This is a genomic window from Actinoplanes sp. NPDC020271, assembly GCF_044388125.1.
Lineage (GTDB): Bacteria > Actinomycetota > Actinomycetes > Mycobacteriales > Micromonosporaceae > Actinoplanes.
The window spans coordinates 268613-283558 of the sequence record NZ_JBIRWQ010000003.1 but is presented as its reverse complement, the minus strand read 5'-3'; the positions used below and the strand labels follow the sequence as shown (position 1 = coordinate 283558).

Here is a 14946-nt window from a genome sequence, read left to right as displayed (position 1 = left end):
GCGCCCGCCCCCCCCCTCGTCGCCGAGCACCCCCCCTATTCCCGGGAGCACGGCTGAGCCTGCGGGGCCCATAAACAGATGTGGGGCGCCGCCCGGTCCGGTCGGCGCCCCTCGTTCAGGGCCTACTGACTATCAGGCCTTGAAGTTCACCCGGCGACGACGGGCCAGGAAGAACAGGCCGGCGCCGACGAGCAGCAGCAGGACCGCGCCACCGGCGATCGTGCTGGAGTTGGAACCGGTCAGGGCCAGCGCGCCGCCCTCGGTGGAACTGGTGGCCGGGGTGGCCTCGGCCGGGGTCTCCGACGCCGACGCGGAAGCCGGCACCGACGCGGTGGCGGAGGTCGTGGCGGACGGCGTCACCGACGCGGAGGTGCTGGGGCCCGGGTTCGGGTTCGTCGTGCAGTTCTCCGGCTTGGTCCACTTGACGTCGCCGTTGAGCGCGAGGAAGTCACCGGTCACGGCGACGGTCAGGCCCTCGGCGGCCGGGAAGGTGACGGTCTTGGTCTCGCCGGCCTTGACCGTGACGGTCTGCGCCGCACCCTTGTCCGGGGTGAAGGTGCCGGTCAGCGACTCCGCGCCGTTCTCCGGGTTCTTCAGGGTGAAGACCAGCGAGTCACAGGTGCTCTTGATCTCGGTGACCGGCGCGCCGACCTCGGGTTTGGTGCACTCGGCGGGCTTGACCCACGAGCCGGACCACAGCTGGTTGCCACCGGCGGTGACCTTGATGTTCTTGGCGTTGGCGGCCGGGATCGTCAGGTCGAACTTGGCGTTCTTGTCGACGACCTGGCTCTGCTTGAAGCCACCGTCAGCGGTGATCTCGAAGCGCACGCTGGTGACGCTGGCGTCCCGGTTGATCAGGGACAGCTTGACGTTGCCCTCGCAGTCGGGCAGCGCCTCGACGGCCGGCTTGGCCGCGCAGACGCCGTTCTTGTAGTCGCCGGCGTTGCCGTTCCACCAGGCGTTCTGCGGCTGACCGCGCTCCGGCTTCGACTGCGAACCGGGCGCGGCGGGGCTGCCGACCTTGCGGTCGTTGTAGCGGTCGCTCTTGTCGGTCAGCGGGTTGATGACGTCGTCACCGAAGACGAAGTCGACCTGGGTGAAACAGGTCGGCACCTTGACCTTGAAGTCCAGCCGCAGCTCGCCCTTGTCGTTCTTGGGGGTGTCGGCGGTGAAGAACTGCGTCGAGCTGTCCAGCACGTACTGCGGCAGCGAGAACGAGGCCGACGGCGCGGTGTAGGAGACCAGCGTCAGCGGAACCTTCACGTTCTCACACAGCGGGCCGTTCACCAGTTTGATGCCGGCGGTGCCGGCCGGACCGTTGAAGCTGTGCTCGAACTTCGCGTTGGCGGCCGGCACGCACGCGTTGTTGGTGGCCTGCGCCGGAGCGCTGAAGGCAACCAGGCTGCCGAGGCTGACGAGGGCGCCGGCCGCGAGAGCCGCGACGTGACGCAGGCGGGGGGTGAACTTCATGCGTTCTCCTGGTGCGGGGGACGGAAAGGGGCGCGCCAACGAAGAGTCGACGCGCCCCTTGGTGCTAGCGGTGGTTCACCTGAGAGGTCAGGCGGTGAAGCGGACCTTGCGGCGGCGGGCCATGAAGAACAGGCCGGCGCCGACGAGCAGGACCAGGACAGCGCCACCGGCGATGGTGCTGGAGTTCGAACCGGTCAGCGCGAGCTGGTCGTCGTCGCAGTCGGCCGGCTTCTCGTAGGCGATGGTCATGTCTTCCTGGCCCTCGGCGCTGGCGGTGACCGTCAGGCCCTCGGAAGCTTTGAAGTCGACGGTCTTGGTCTCGCCCGGCTTGGCGGTGACGGACTTGGCGTCGCCCTTGCTCGGGGTGAACTTGACCGTGAGGGCCTCGGTGTTGTCCGCGGGGACCACGACGCCGACCGTGAAGGTGTCACAGGTGGTGTCGTAGACCAGCTGCGGCTCGGTGAGGGTCGGGTTCTCGACCGGCGTGGAGGCGGTGCTGGAGGCCGGCACGCTGCTCGGGGCCGAGGAAGCCGGGGCCGAGGAGGCGGGGGCCGAGGAGGCGGGGGCCGAGGAAGCCGGAGCCGAGGAGGCGGGGGCCGAGGAAGCCGGAGCCGAGGAGGCGGGGGCCGAGGAAGCCGGAGCCGAGGACGGGGTGTTGCTCGGCGGGGTGTTGCTCGGCGGGGTGGTGTGCTGGCCGTCGCACAGCTTGCTGGGCTTGGCGATCGAGACCGGACCCTTTTCGAAACCGGCCCAGTACCAGCCGCCGTTGTACTGCTTCCACTTGCCGACGACGTCGAGGGTCGCCTGCGTGGCCTCCGCCTTCAGGACCTGGGTCGCCTGCATCCCGCGGTAGTGCGAGATGACGTCGCCGGCCTTGATTCCGGTGAAGCTGATCGTCTGGTCGGCCGGGGTGTACTTGACTTCCTTGACCGTGCCGTCACCGAAGGCGTTGTCGGTGGTGCCGACGTTCCAGTTGACGACCCACGAACCGTCGGCGTTGGCGCAGGCGGTGGTCTTGTCTTGGTTGACCTTGGGGTGGCAGGCCAGAGCGGGCACGGCCGAGCTCAGCACGCCGACGAGGCCGAGAGCCGCACCGGCAACAACGGTGCCGGCTCGGCGGGACGGGGACTTGAACAGGTTCACGCCACTACTCCTGGGAACGGGGTCAGGAAGATCGGGGGCGCGGAGAGGGTACGTGGCATCGGCCGCTCGCTATGAAAAAACTGCGAGGGCTGCGACGACGCCTCCCCACGTCGCCTGCGGACGGTCCGTGAAGGACGTTCGCAACGAGGCCCGACAGTAGCCACTTGGAGCGATCAAAGAAACGTCTCAGCGTCACATAAGGGTCTTGTTATGAACCCGTGATCTTTTTTCACTGCAACGGGACGGTGCCGTTGCGCGTAGTGCCTGTGACGAGGGAATTGTTTACGCGCTGGTGGCCGTTCGGTTGGGGTGCACTAGCGTCGTGGACGATGACGAGGATTATCGCCGGGGCACATGGCGGGCGGCGTCTGTCCGTTCCGTCCGGTGTGCACACCCGGCCCACTTCTGACCGGGTTCGCGAGGCGTTCTTCAGCACCCTCGAGACGATGACGGATCTGTCCGGTGCGCGGTTCGCCGACCTGTATGCCGGTTCCGGTGCGGTCGGCCTGGAGGCGTTGTCCCGCGGTGCCGATCACGTCCTTCTGGTCGAATCGGACGCCAAGGCGGCTCGGGTCGTCCGTGACAATGTGGTCGCTCTCCGTGTCGGACCGGCGGCCCGGGTGGTGACCGGAAAAGTGGTGCAGGTGCTCGCCGATCCTCCGGACGGGGGACCGTACGACGTGGTCTTCGCCGACCCGCCGTACGCGCTCGGTAGTGACGAGGTCGACGCGGTGCAACAGCAGCTCATGGCCAACGGCTGGCTGGCCCCGGATGCCGTGGTGGTGTTCGAGCGCTCCACCCGGTCGACCCGGAGAGAGCCGCTGAGCTGGGTGGACGGTGTCGTCGGCGATCGCACCCGGCGTTACGGCGAGACCACTCTTTGGTACGGTCGCCGATCATGAGACGAGCGGTGTGTCCCGGCTCCTTCGATCCGGTCACGAACGGTCACATCGACATCGTCGGGCGAGCCAGCCGGCTGTTCGACGAGGTCGTCGTCGGAGTCCTGATCAATCAGTCGAAGTCCGGCATGTTCACCATCGACGAACGCCTCGAGATGCTCAGTGAAGTGACCGCCCCGTACGGAAATGTCCGGGTGATGTCTTTCCATGGGTTGCTGGTGGACTTCTGCCGTGATCAGGGCGCCGAGGTGGTGGTCAAGGGCATCCGCGCGGTGAGCGACTTCGACTACGAGTTGCAGATGGCGCAGATGAACATCGGGCTCTCCGGTGTGGAGACGCTGTTCATGCCGACGAATCCGCTGTACTCGTTCGTGTCGTCCAGCCTGATCAAAGACGTGGTCAAGTGGGGTGGCGACGCCTCGGCGTACCTGCCGGACCCGGTGCTCGCCCGCTTGGTCAACCGTCTGAAGCAGAATTAGGAGTCCCCGGCGCGCCGAGACGAGGCGGGGCGGCGGCACAGTAACGTGATCGCACCACGCTGGGTGGCGGTTCGACGACGGGAGTGAGACACCGGTGGATCCGCTCGACCGTATCGACGAGCTCATCGAGCACGTCCAGGACGCGCGTTCGGTTCCGATGTCGCGGACGAACTTCATGTTCGACCGGGGCGAGATGATCGAGCGGCTGGAGGAGCTCCGCGCCGAGCTCCCCTCCGAGCTGCGCAAGGCGGCCGCCGTCCTGGACGAGCGGGACCGGATCATCGAGGCCGGCCGCCGCGAGGCGGACCGGATCGTCAGTGAGGGCGAGGCCGAGCACGCCCGCCTGGTCTCGGTGAACGAGATCACGGTCTCAGCCGAGCACGAGGGTGCCCGGATCATCGCCGAGGCGCGGGGCGAGGCGCAGCGGCTGCGCGAGGAGGTCGACGACTACGTCGACACCGCGCTGGCCAACTTCGAACAGTTCCTGACCAGGGCGCTGGCGTCGATCGAGCGGGGTCGTGACAAGATGCACGCGCTCCGTGAGATCGGCACCTTCCAGGGTGAGGACGCGGAGCGCCCGCTGCCGTTCTGAGGACGTACTGAACCCGGGGTCGATTCGACGACTTCCCGCAAGCTCAGGTAATGTTTTCGGCTGGCCTACCCATGGCTGAGGAACATGATGCCCAAGTCACCGCAGAGTCACCTGGATCCCAGGCAGCCGCTGGTCGTCGACACGACGAAGCTACCCCGGCAGCCTGGTGCGACGCGTGCCCTGAAACGGGTGGTGCCGGCGCCGGCGGACCTCGGCCTGGAGTTGATCTCGGTTCCTTCAGGGTCCGACCTCGAGCTCGATCTGAGCATGACGTCGGTCTCCGAAGGGGTCTATGTCAGCGGCACCGTTCGCGGCTCGCTCCAGGGCGAGTGCGGCCGGTGCCTCAACGAGATCGACAGCACCTTCGAGGTGTCCCTCGCGGAGATGTTCGCCTACGAGGACAGCACCACGGAGGAGACCACCGACGAGGACGAGGTGGGCCGGATGCAGGGTGACCTGCTCGACCTGGAGCCGGCGGTGCGGGACGCGGTGGTGCTGACCCTGCCGACCAACCCGGTCTGCCGTCCGGACTGCCCTGGGCTGTGCCCCGACTGCGGGGTGCACTTCGACGACCTTCCGGCTGACCACAGCCACGAGGAAGTCGACGCCCGCTGGGCCGCTCTCCGTAATCTGACGGCGACCCCGCCGCAAGACCCGCAGAAAAACATCGAGGAGTAGGAACCGTGGCCGTCCCCAAGCGCAAGATGTCGCGCAGCAACACCCGCTCGCGCCGGGCGAACTGGAAGGCGACCGCGGTCTCGACCGTGGCCTGCCCCCAGTGCAAGTCGCCGAAGCTGCCGCACACCGCCTGCTCGGTCTGCGGCACCTACAACGGTCGTCAGGTCCTCGAGGTCTGACGTCGCCGAGTGACGCGCCCGATCATCGGGCGGCTCGTTCCCGAGCAGTGGCGTTCCACCGGTGCCCCGGTTCCCCTCAGGGAGCCGGGCACCGCGCGGATCGCCGTCGACCTCCTCGGCGGGGACCACGCTCCCGCCGTCGTGGTTGACGGCGCTCTGCGTGCCGTCGAGGACGACCCGGCCCTGTACCTGACTCTCGTCGGCCCGGCTGAAGCCGCCGGCGCGGTGCTCGACGCCCTCGAACCGGCGCAGCGCCATCGCATCACCGTCGTGCCCGGCGCCACTGCCGCCGAGGCCGTCGCCGCGGGCCATGCCGACGCGCTGGTCTCCGCCGGCGACACCGCCGTGACGGTCGTCTCCGCCGCACGTGCTCTGGGCCGCTGGCCCGAGGTCCGCCGCCCTCCGCTCGCCGCCGTGCTGCCCACCGCCGCCGGCCGTCTCGTGCTGCTCGACGTCGGTTCGACGGTCGACCCGGATGCCGGGACCCTGGTCATGCACGCCCGGCTCGGTGCCGCCTACGCCGCCGCGGTGCACGATCTTCCGGATCCCCGGGTCGGCCTGCTCACCATCGGTACCGAACGCGGCAAGGGTGACCGCCTGCGCCGGGATGCCGCGCGGCTCCTGGAGGACCTGCCGCTGCGCTACGCCGGGCTGGTCGAGGGCCACGACGTCGTGCTGGGCGCCGCCGCCGACGTCGTGGTCACCGATGGTTTCACCGGAAACGTCCTCCTGAAGGCTCTCGAAGCGGTCCACGGGACGAAAGAGGCGGGCGAGGCCCGCGCGGCCGTCCTGCTCGGCGTCCGTGGTGTCGTGGTCGTCTGTCACGGCGCAGCCACCGGCCCGGACGTCGCCAACGGCCTCGCCTTCGCCGCCGACCTGCTTCGCCACCGTCGAATTGATGTCGTACAACGAGGTATCGCATGAATGACAAGCGCCGCCGTCCCCCCACCCTCCCACTGGAAGAGGCCTTCGGTATCCCGTTCGCGCCGGAGATGCTCGAACGGGCGCTGACCCACCGCTCGTACGCGTACGAGAACGGCGGCCTCCCCACCAACGAGCGCCTGGAGTTCCTGGGTGACTCGGTGCTCGGCGTGGTGATCACGTCGGCCCTGTTCCACAACCACCCCGACCTCCCCGAGGGCCAGCTCGCGAAACTGCGTGCCAGTGTCGTCAACATGCACGCGCTCGCCGACGTGGCCCGCGGCCTCGGCGAGGGTGGTCTCGGCCCGCACCTGCTGCTCGGCAAGGGCGAGGAGACGACCGGCGGGCGGGACAAGGCCAGCATCCTGGCCGACACCCTGGAGGCGCTGCTCGGAGCGATCTACCTGGAGCACGGCCTCGAGGTGGCCGGCGAGGTGATCCACCGGCTGTTCGACCCGCTGATGGCCGAGTCGGCCGGCCGGGGCGCCGCGCTGGACTGGAAGACCAGTCTGCAGGAGCTGACCGCGGCGCTGGGGCTGGGCGTGCCGGACTACGTCATCGAGGACTCCGGGCCGGACCACGCGAAGACGTTCACCGCCTGGGTGGTGGTGGCCGGCGTCCGCTACGGCGGCTCCGACGGCCGCAGCAAGAAGCAGGCCGAGCAGCGTGCGGCCGCGGCCGCCTGGCGGACCCTCACCGATCGGAACGAGACCGATGGCGACGACAAGCCCGAGTGAGGCCGCGGCGGTGGCTGCGGACACGACCGAGCCCCGGGACGGTCTCTGGGAGAAGGCCGGCGCCGGTCGCGGGGCCGCGATCGCGGTCGGGATCCTCGCGCTGACCCGGATCGCCCAGCTGCTGATGATCTGGTGGCTGGGCGGGGCCTCGACGCAGAACGGCGGGGTCTGGCAGCGGTTGCTGGTCTGGGACGGTGGCTGGTTCCTGCGGGTCGCCCTCAACGGGTACCCGCACGGCTACACCTACGACGCCAATCACGTCCTGCAGGCCAACGAGCTGGCGTTCTTCCCGCTCTATCCGATGCTGATCCGCGGGGTCACCCTGCTCGGCGTCGCGCCGAACGTGGCGGCCGTCGGGGTGGCCTGGATCGCCTCGATCGGGGCGGCGATCGCGCTGCACCTGCTCGGCACCAGTCTCTACGGCAGGCGGACGGGGTGGGCGCTTGTCGCGATCTGCTGCTCGGCGCCGGTTTCCGTGGTGCTGTCCATGGCGTACTCGGAAAGCCTGTTCCTCGCTCTTGTCGCCGGGATGCTGGTGGCCGCGCACCGGCGGGCGTGGTTCCCGGCCGCTCTGCTCGGGCTCGGCGCCGCGCTGACCCGCCCGACCGGTGCCGCCGCCGCGCTGGCCCTGGCCGTTGCCGCGCTGATGGCGGTCCGCACCGAGGCCAACAAGATCAAGCCGCTGGCGGCGGCCGCGACCGCCCTGGCCGGTGTGCCGCTCTTCCTGGGCTGGGTCGGCTGGCGGGTCGGCGACTGGGGTGCCTGGTTCAAGATCCAGACAGCCGGGTGGGGCACCTCGTTCGACTACGGCAGCAGCACGCTCAGCTTCCTGAAGGCCACGTTCACCACGGCCGACGGCTGGGTGCAGGTGAGCGTCGGGCTGATCCTGCTCGCCGCGCTGGCCGCGGCCGGCGTCGCGCTGGCCCAGAAGCCGTGGCTGCCGCTCGCGGTCTACGGGGTCGTCGCCATGATCCTCGTCTACGGCCAGGCCGGGTTCTACCACTCCAAGCCGCGGCTGCTGCTGCCCGTACTGTTGACGCTGCTGCCGTCGGTGGTCGCCGCCGGCCGGGCCCGCCCCCGGGTCGCGGTCCTGGCGATCAGCGCGTGGGCCGCCTTCGGCCTCTGGTACGGCGCCTACCTGATCACCATCTGGCCCTACACGATGTAAGGACCCCCCTTGCCCGAGCTTCCCGAGGTCGAGACCGTCCGGATGGGTCTCGCCAAGTGGGTCACCGGCCGCACGATCTCGTCGGTCGAGGTGCACCACCCGCGCGCGATCCGCCGTCACCTTCCCGGTGACGCCCACTTCATCGCCATGCTCACCGGCCGGACCATCCTCGACGTCTCCCGCCGCGGGAAATACCTGTGGCTCCCGCTCGACTCCGGCGACTCCGTCATCGCCCACCTCGGCATGAGCGGCCAGCTGCTGATGCAGCCGGCCGAGGCCGAGGACGAGAAACACCTGCGGGTCCGGTTCGCGTTCACCGACGGTGGCCCGCAGTTGCGCTTCGTCGACCAGCGCACGTTCGGCGGCCTGTCGGTCTCCGAGGGCGGCGCGGAACTGCCCGACGAGATCGCGCACATCGCCCGCGACCCGATGGACCCGCTCTTCGACGACACGGCGTTCTCGGCCCGGCTGCGGGGGCGGCACACCGAGATCAAACGGGCCCTGCTCGACCAGACGCTGATCTCCGGGGTCGGCAACATCTACGCCGACGAGGCACTGTGGCGGGCCAAGCTGCACGGCACCCGGCCCACCGACAAGCTGACCAAGCCGGCCGTCGACCGGCTCCTCGGGCACGTGCGTGACGTGCTCGGCGAGGCGATCGTGGCCGGCGGGACGAGCTTCGACGAGCTCTACGTCAACGTCAACGGCGAGAGTGGATACTTCGACCGGTCGCTCAACGCCTACGGCCGCGAAGGCGAACCGTGCAAGCGCTGCGGCGCGATCATGCGTCGGGAGAGCTTCATGAACCGCTCATCCTTCAGCTGTCCCCGCTGTCAACCCAGACCCCGCTGATTCGGTACGTCGTGGGCCCGGCCCCGTGGCACCGCTCGCGAGCCACGCCGGTCGCGGCGGCCGGCCGGACCGGCCGCTCAGGTCGCGCGGGGCCGGCACGGGGCCGGACCACGGCCGTACTGCCGGGTCAGTCGGCGCTGTGGGCCCCGCCTCCCGGCGCCCCGGCCGGGCTCAGGTCCGGGCTCGCGTCGGTGGCCAGACCGAATCCGGCGCCACGACGGCCCATCAACCGGCGGGCGGCGGTGAGCAGCGCGGACGGGACACCGTGGACGATGTGCCCGTCGCCGGGCCGGGTCCCGTCGCCGTCCCAGCTCTGGTAGGCCGACCACGGCCCTTCGAACGTGCAGATCCGCACCCCCAGCTCGCGGTAGAGCGGATGCGTCGGCACGCCCGGGTTGAGCACCACGCGGTGCAGCCCGCGCCGGGCGGCGAGGCGGACGGTCAGCGCGACCGGCCCGACCCCGCCGGAGCCGGCCGGGGCACGGTCCAGGAACAGGCCTTCGACGCCGTCGGCCCGCCACGCGTCGACGTCGGTGAGCACGTCGGCGAGCGAGCGGCTGCCCCAGTCGAGGTCGATCCGGCCGAGCGACTGATGCAGCGTGCTGCGGTCGCCGGGGTTGTCGCGGACGATCCAGGTGTCGGCGTCCAGCTCCAGTTCGGGGCCGGGGTGGGCGTACGCGGGGAACAGGGTTTTCACGAAGTCCTCCGGAGGTCGGCGGCGGTCAGGGCGACGATGAGCAGGCCGGCCACGTGCGTCGCGGCCAGTACGGCGACGGCGAGCGGCAGTGGCCCGGCGTCCGGCTGCGGCAGCAGCGGCAGGGCCACGGTGGCCAGTGAGGGTGCGGCGGCGAGGGTCGCGGCGATCCCGGTCCGGGACCGTGCGGCCAGCAGGAACGTGATGGCGAAGACGCCGCCGAGCAGTGTCCCGGCGGCCAGGGCGAGCACGGCCGGTTGCGTGATGCCGAGGTGGCTGATCTGGTACGGCAGCCGGTACGCGGCCAGCGCCAGCGCCCCACCCGCGGCCAGTGGCGGCAGCAGCCCGGCCAGCGTGATCACGGTGACGTTGCGGACGTGCCGGTCCAGGTCGGCGACGGTCTCGGCGGAGTCCAGCCCGGCGTCGATCCGGGCGGTGTGCCAGCCGATCAGCGCTTCGAGCATCGGCACGGCGAGCAGCAGCGGCAGCGCCACCAGCGACGGGGTGACGTCCGGGCCGGCCCGCCAGAGCAGGGCCACACAGAGCGCCTGGGAGACCCCGATCACCAGGTACGCGATCCCGCGCCGGCGTTCCACCGCGGACAGGCGCGGGATCCGGCATCGGCGGCCGGGCACCACCGCCGGCCGGAACGCCCGCACGAGCACCACCACGACGGTCGCCGGCAGCAGCGTGCCGACCGGTACGTAGTGCGCCCACGCCGCCCCGCTGTCCTCGGCGAGCGCGGCCGCGGCGAGCAGCCAGCAGGGCAGGTACCAGCGGATCACCGCGGTCTCGGCCCGGGTGACGAGGGCCGCGGTCACGGTGGCGAGGGTGACCAGGCCGCCGGCGCCGACCGACGCGGCGAGCAGGCGGTCCGGGCCGAGCAGCGTGCCCGGGGCGATCCAGACGAGCGCGCACCAGAGGGCGGTGACGGCCGCGAAGCCGGCGCCGATCAGCCGTACCGCGGCTTCCGGGCCGGCCCGGCGCGCGACGGTGACGCCCACGCTGGTCAGGGCCTGCGCCGCGGACCAGCCGAGCAGCAATGTCCCGGCGGCGACCGGCCAGGCGACGTGGTCCAGGGCGTCGGCCCCGGCCACCGCCACGCTCAGCGGTCCCAGGTAGAGCAGGCAGCGCAGGAGCACCGGCCAGAGGAAGATCCGGCGCCGCGGCCGCTCCTCGGGCTGCGGCCGTTCGCCGGAGAGCGAGGTCATCCAGCGGCTCTTGGCGCGGCGGTTGGTGCGGATCTCGGTGCCGGGCTCGCGGTCGCCGTGCGCGAACGCCTTCCAGGCAGCCTCGGCCTCGGGGCTGAGTTCGCGCGCCGACCCGAACGGGTCGTCCGTCTCGGCCGGCTCGTCCGCGGTGGCCTCCTCGTCGGCCTGCGAATAGTCGGGGATCCAGGCTTCTTCGGGCGGCAGCGCGTTGCGGTCGAGGTCGGTGCCGTGGGCGCGCCTGCGGTTCACCACCCGTCCGGGGCGTGCGAGACCGGCCGCGCCCGCCGCGAACTCCTCCGGGACCGCGTTGCGGTCCAGAATCTCCCAGCCCCGGCCGCCGGGTTCCGCGATGCGGTGGTCCTTCTCCACGATTTCCCGGTACGGCGTGTCAGCCCATCCCGGCCCGTCGACCTCGTGATCGGCGGTTAAGCTGCCCTCGAAGTCGAGCGACGTGTCCCACATCACATGATCGTGCCCGGCCGGCTCGTCCTCGGCGGTGGCCAGCGCCCGGGCGAGCCCTGCGAAGAGCAGCGTCTCCGCGGTCCCGTCGACCGGCGACCGCGGCTCCTGGGCGTGCCGTGCCTGCGGCTCCGCGGCGTGCGGGGCCGCCGGCGGGCCGAACAGGAACGTCTCGGTCAGCGGCGTGACCTCGCGCCGCACCGGTGGCGGCTCCTCGGCCCGGTCCGCGGGCCGGGCGAACAGGACGGTCTCGGCCGGCCCGTTCAGATCGACGCCGGCCAGGGCAGCCTCGGCCAGCAGCGGTTCGGCCAGCAGCGGTTCGGCCAGCAGTGGTTCGGCCGGCAGCGGTTCGGTCAGCACCGACTCGGTGTCCAGTGGGGAGTCGGCGGGCGGCTCGTCGTCGAAGGCCGGCCGCACGAACAGCAGCGTCTCGGCCACCGCGGTCTCCCGCTCCGAGTCCGACATCACCTCGTACAACTGAGCTCCGAGCCCTTCCTCGACGAGAACCTCCTCGAGGTCGTCGGTGAGAGGCCGGGGGGTACGCCGTCGTACGGCGGGCGCCTCCTCGAACGCCGGAGCGTTCGCGGCATGTCGCGGCTCACCCGGCTGTGGACGCCGCCGCCGGGTCCGGGACGCGGTCCGCGCGGCTCCCGGGGTCCCGCGTGGGGGAGTGATCGTCACTTTCAGTCCTCCCTGGTCAGCCAGCGCAGCGTGGCCGGCATCGGGGTGCGGGGCGCCGGCACGGCGAGCGCCAGTTCGAAGGCCGGCGCCGGGGGTGGCGCGGCAAGATCGGTGTAGAGAGCGCCGTAGACCCGGAGCACCCGGTCGGCGGTGAAATGACTCAGTGCGCGTCGCCGGGCCGCGTCCCCGAGCGCCCGCCGCCGCGGGGTCGCGCGCAGCAGGCCGACGATGGCGATGGCCAGCTCCGACGGGTCGTCCGGCGGTACCACCACCCCGGTCGACCCGAGCGTCTCCCCGGCCGGCCCGATGTCGACCGCCACCACCGGACGGCCCGACATCATCGCCTCGACCAGGCGCGACGGCGGATCTGACGGCCCCGGCACGTGCGCCACCACCTGACCGACCGTGAACCGCTCGCGCGGGTCGGCCGGCAGCGGGTGCATCCGGATCGTGCTGCTCAGCCCGGTCCGCTCGATCTCGTCGGCACAGTGCTCCTCGTGCGCGGCGGTCACCCCGACCAGGTGCAGCACGGTCCCCGGCAGCGCCGCCGAGATCTCCGTGAACGCGTCCAGGATCAGGGGCAGCCCGCTGTCCGGTCCGCCGCTGCCCGCCCACACCACGGTCGGCGGGTCCTCCAGCTCGGCCGCGCCCGGGTACTCCTTCGGGTCCACCCCGGCCGGCACCTGGATCAGCCGGGCCGGCGCCGCCCCGTGATCCAGCGCCCACCCGTGGTGGTAGGTGCTCAGCGGGGCGATGAGCTCGGCCTCGGCGTACCCGGTGCGGGCCACGGCGCTGCGGAAGCGGCGCAGCACCAGACGGACCGCGGGGGAGAGGCGCTCCTCGGCCGGGCGCCGGCGGGTCACCGGCGTACGGGCCTCGGTCAGCAGCAGCGGCGTGCCACTGCGCCATCGTCCGGAGAGCGCCGCCAGCAGCGGGGTCGTCCCGCCCACGCAGTGCACCAGGTCCACCTCCGGGACCGGCACGGCCAGCGCCCGCAGAGCGTGCCGCAGCAGCGTGGCCGCCGTGCGAGCGTCCCGCACACTCAGCTTCGGCAATTCATCCGGTACGGGCTGGACCCCCCACCGCCAGGCGTCGAGCAACTGGTCGGCGAGCGGCAGCCGGGTCAGCGGGCTCGGACGGTTCCCGGCCATCCCGGCGATGCCGCGCAGCCCCTCGGCGAACACGTCCGTCGCCGACAGGTCGAGCAGACCGTGGCAGAGATGCGCGACCGCGTCGGCGGCGCTCTCCGGGAGCTGGGCCCGGCGCCGCTCGGCACGGGCCGGTTCACGACCCAGCGCGACGGCGCGCGCCGAGCCGACATTGGGCGGAAGCGGGTACGCGGGAGCGGACGGCAGTTCCCGGTCCGTGACGGTCAGCAGCTCGAAGCGGAACCGGTGCAGCCCGTCGACGAGCGTCCGGCACCAACCTCCGAGGGCGTCCCGGCGGTACGGGTACCCGCCGCCGGTGAGCAGACAGATGCGCTCACGCGACGGGGTCGGATTCACGCTGGGGGCAACGACGCAAGAGGGCCGGGCCACCGGAGCATGTCAGCTAGGCGACAGAAATAAGCAACTTTTGTACCATTTTGTCGCCCATGTTTGCCCGTTTTTGCCCGAAAGGCCGTGCTGTTCGGCCCTCGCGGCCCAGACGGCTCGGCCGGCCCGGTTCGCGGACGTCTGTGACCGTCCGGAGTCGGATCGGCAGCCGCTGGGGGTTTGAGGTGTTCGGGAACGGGGTTATGTGCGGGGCAAGGTTCCGGTCGGTGCGAGAGGGAGTGAATCGCGGGACTCGGAAGGCGATGTCCGGCAGGGCGGGGAATTTCTTGATCAAATAAGTGGCCTCAGAGCGAACCCGACGCGTACGGTGTTGATCGAACTTCATCGAGTGAAGTGCGTGGGAGTGTCCCACCGAGATCCAGAACCGGCGTTGCCGCGCATATTCGCTGTTCAACACTCCCTGGTGGCGTGATTCACTAACGTCGGCCGGGCGACGGCGTGCGCTCGGCTTGACGGAGCCTGGGTATGGGCGGACTATGGAGATGTCGCTAGTCGCGCCCACTCATGCCCCGGCTTCATCCGTGGCTTGAGCATCAGCACCTAAGAGGGTTCCGCCGCAACACTGGCAGGACTCTGTGCTCACGCGTGCCCGTGAGTGCTGTGGTGCGTAAGTTCGCGCGCTGCGCGCATTTTTGGCCGGTCGTTTCCCGGCGAAGCAAACACATACGCACCGTGTCACAAGGAGTCACGATGGCGAAGGCCCTCTACGGCCACGTAGGTGCGGCGCCCGATCGGCGCCTGCTCGACGAGGTCACCCGACTGCGTTCCAGGGTTCAGTCCCTGGAGTTCGAGATCACCCGCCTCCGCGCGGAAAACGACCGTCTCGCGGCCGCGGCAGCCGAGGCGGACGACATTCTGCGGCTGACCGAGCCGGCCCTGACCTGATCTCGACCGACCGCCGGGCCGTCGCTGCGGGGTGACAGACCGGCGATCATCCCCCTCGCACCACCGAACGCACCAAAGAAAAGCGCGCCTCCACATCCGTGGCGGCGCGCAGTTTTTTTACCCCCACCGAACAGTCCCGCCGCGCCGCCTCTCGCCTCCCTGCCCCTCGCCCCGCCCGCCCTCACCCGGCGGCTCCCACGTGCCCCGGCCCGCCGCGCTCGCCGTGCCGGCCCGTTTCGCCCAGCGCTCGCCGTGCCGGCCCGTTTCGCCCAGCGCTCGCCGTGCCGGCCCGTTTCGCCCAGCGCTCGCCGTGCCGGCCCGTTTCGCCCAGCGCTCGCCCGT

General features: G+C 71.1%; 15 protein-coding genes. 10 read left to right on the top strand and 5 right to left on the bottom strand.

Features of this window, described 5'->3' with window-relative positions; all coding sequences use genetic code 11:
* Positions 1-132 precede the first annotated feature (132 nt).
* Together ACH442_RS08625 and ACH442_RS08620 are read right to left on the bottom strand one after the other, a co-directional pair.
* Positions 133-1470 (bottom strand): LAETG motif-containing sortase-dependent surface protein, encoded by a 1338-nt coding sequence (locus ACH442_RS08625; RefSeq protein ID WP_396337316.1) that lies wholly within the window; start codon positions 1468-1470, stop codon positions 133-135.
* An 87-nt stretch (positions 1471-1557) separates the two neighbouring features.
* Positions 1558-2613 carry an LAETG motif-containing sortase-dependent surface protein gene (locus tag ACH442_RS08620; RefSeq protein WP_396337315.1) on the bottom strand — a complete coding sequence of 352 codons (1056 nt, stop codon included), beginning with the start codon at positions 2611-2613 and terminating at the stop codon, positions 1558-1560.
* Between the two features lie 329 nt (positions 2614-2942).
* Between ACH442_RS08620 and rsmD the strand changes: the two genes are divergently transcribed.
* From rsmD to mutM, 9 genes are all read left to right on the top strand, one after another.
* A complete protein-coding gene (gene rsmD / locus ACH442_RS08615; RefSeq protein WP_396337314.1) occupies positions 2943-3515 on the top strand; it encodes a 16S rRNA (guanine(966)-N(2))-methyltransferase RsmD in 573 nt (190 codons plus the stop codon).
* Positions 3512-3991 (top strand): pantetheine-phosphate adenylyltransferase, encoded by a 480-nt coding sequence (coaD, locus tag ACH442_RS08610; protein ID WP_396337313.1) that lies wholly within the window; start codon positions 3512-3514, stop codon positions 3989-3991. Before rsmD ends, coaD begins: the two co-directional genes overlap by 4 nt.
* 94 nt (positions 3992-4085) lie before the next feature.
* A complete protein-coding gene (locus ACH442_RS08605; protein ID WP_203745514.1) occupies positions 4086-4583 on the top strand; it encodes a hypothetical protein in 498 nt (165 codons plus the stop codon).
* A gap of 87 nt (positions 4584-4670) precedes the next feature.
* Positions 4671-5261, top strand: a complete 591-nt coding sequence (locus tag ACH442_RS08600) for a YceD family protein (protein ID WP_396337601.1) — start codon at positions 4671-4673, stop codon at positions 5259-5261.
* Positions 5262-5266: 5 nt separating this feature from the next.
* Positions 5267-5440, top strand: coding sequence for a 50S ribosomal protein L32 (gene rpmF, locus ACH442_RS08595; protein WP_014694262.1), 174 nt, complete (start codon positions 5267-5269; stop codon positions 5438-5440).
* 24 nt (positions 5441-5464) lie between these two features.
* On the top strand, positions 5465-6364 hold the full coding sequence (locus ACH442_RS08590; RefSeq protein ID WP_396337600.1) for a phosphate acyltransferase PlsX: 900 nt from the start codon (positions 5465-5467) through the stop codon (positions 6362-6364).
* Entirely contained in the window at positions 6361-7098 is a 738-nt protein-coding gene (gene rnc / locus ACH442_RS08585) for a ribonuclease III (RefSeq protein ID WP_396337312.1), read from the top strand. Before ACH442_RS08590 ends, rnc begins: the two co-directional genes overlap by 4 nt.
* A complete protein-coding gene (locus ACH442_RS08580) occupies positions 7076-8266 on the top strand; it encodes a mannosyltransferase family protein (protein WP_396337311.1) in 1191 nt (396 codons plus the stop codon). Before rnc ends, ACH442_RS08580 begins: the two co-directional genes overlap by 23 nt.
* A gap of 9 nt (positions 8267-8275) precedes the next feature.
* On the top strand, positions 8276-9118 hold the full coding sequence (gene mutM, locus ACH442_RS08575; RefSeq protein WP_396337310.1) for a bifunctional DNA-formamidopyrimidine glycosylase/DNA-(apurinic or apyrimidinic site) lyase: 843 nt from the start codon (positions 8276-8278) through the stop codon (positions 9116-9118).
* Between the two features lie 127 nt (positions 9119-9245).
* Here the strand turns inward: mutM and ACH442_RS08570 are convergent, their stop codons facing one another.
* From ACH442_RS08570 to ACH442_RS08560, 3 genes are read right to left on the bottom strand one after another with little or no spacing between them, the layout of a single operon-like run.
* Entirely contained in the window at positions 9246-9815 is a 570-nt protein-coding gene (locus tag ACH442_RS08570) for a spherulation-specific family 4 protein (protein ID WP_396337309.1), read from the bottom strand.
* Positions 9812-12163, bottom strand: a complete 2352-nt coding sequence (locus ACH442_RS08565) for a hypothetical protein (protein WP_396337308.1) — start codon at positions 12161-12163, stop codon at positions 9812-9814. The genes ACH442_RS08570 and ACH442_RS08565 overlap by 4 nt, the downstream gene beginning before the upstream one ends.
* 2 nt (positions 12164-12165) lie before the next feature.
* On the bottom strand, positions 12166-13668 hold the full coding sequence (locus tag ACH442_RS08560) for a DUF3492 domain-containing protein (RefSeq protein WP_396337307.1): 1503 nt from the start codon (positions 13666-13668) through the stop codon (positions 12166-12168).
* 741 nt (positions 13669-14409) lie between these two features.
* On the opposite strand from ACH442_RS08560, the gene ACH442_RS08555 reads away from it, so the two are divergent.
* Positions 14410-14604 (top strand): hypothetical protein, encoded by a 195-nt coding sequence (locus ACH442_RS08555; RefSeq protein WP_014694254.1) that lies wholly within the window; start codon positions 14410-14412, stop codon positions 14602-14604.
* The last annotated feature ends 342 nt before the right edge of the window (positions 14605-14946 follow it).

Excerpts from the sequence above, each read along its gene's own strand:
- ACH442_RS08625 (WP_396337316.1), bottom strand. The coding sequence starts at position 1,470 with ATGAAGTTCACCCCCCGCCTGCGTCACGTCGCGGCTCTCGCGGCCGGC.
- rsmD (WP_396337314.1), top strand. The coding sequence starts at position 2,943 with ATGACGAGGATTATCGCCGGGGCACATGGCGGGCGGCGTCTGTCCGTT.
- coaD (WP_396337313.1), top strand. The coding sequence starts at position 3,512 with ATGAGACGAGCGGTGTGTCCCGGCTCCTTCGATCCGGTCACGAACGGT.
- ACH442_RS08600 (WP_396337601.1), top strand. The coding sequence starts at position 4,671 with ATGCCCAAGTCACCGCAGAGTCACCTGGATCCCAGGCAGCCGCTGGTC.
- rnc (WP_396337312.1), top strand. The coding sequence starts at position 6,361 with ATGAATGACAAGCGCCGCCGTCCCCCCACCCTCCCACTGGAAGAGGCC.
- ACH442_RS08580 (WP_396337311.1), top strand. The coding sequence starts at position 7,076 with ATGGCGACGACAAGCCCGAGTGAGGCCGCGGCGGTGGCTGCGGACACG.
- ACH442_RS08555 (WP_014694254.1), top strand. The coding sequence starts at position 14,410 with ATGGCGAAGGCCCTCTACGGCCACGTAGGTGCGGCGCCCGATCGGCGC.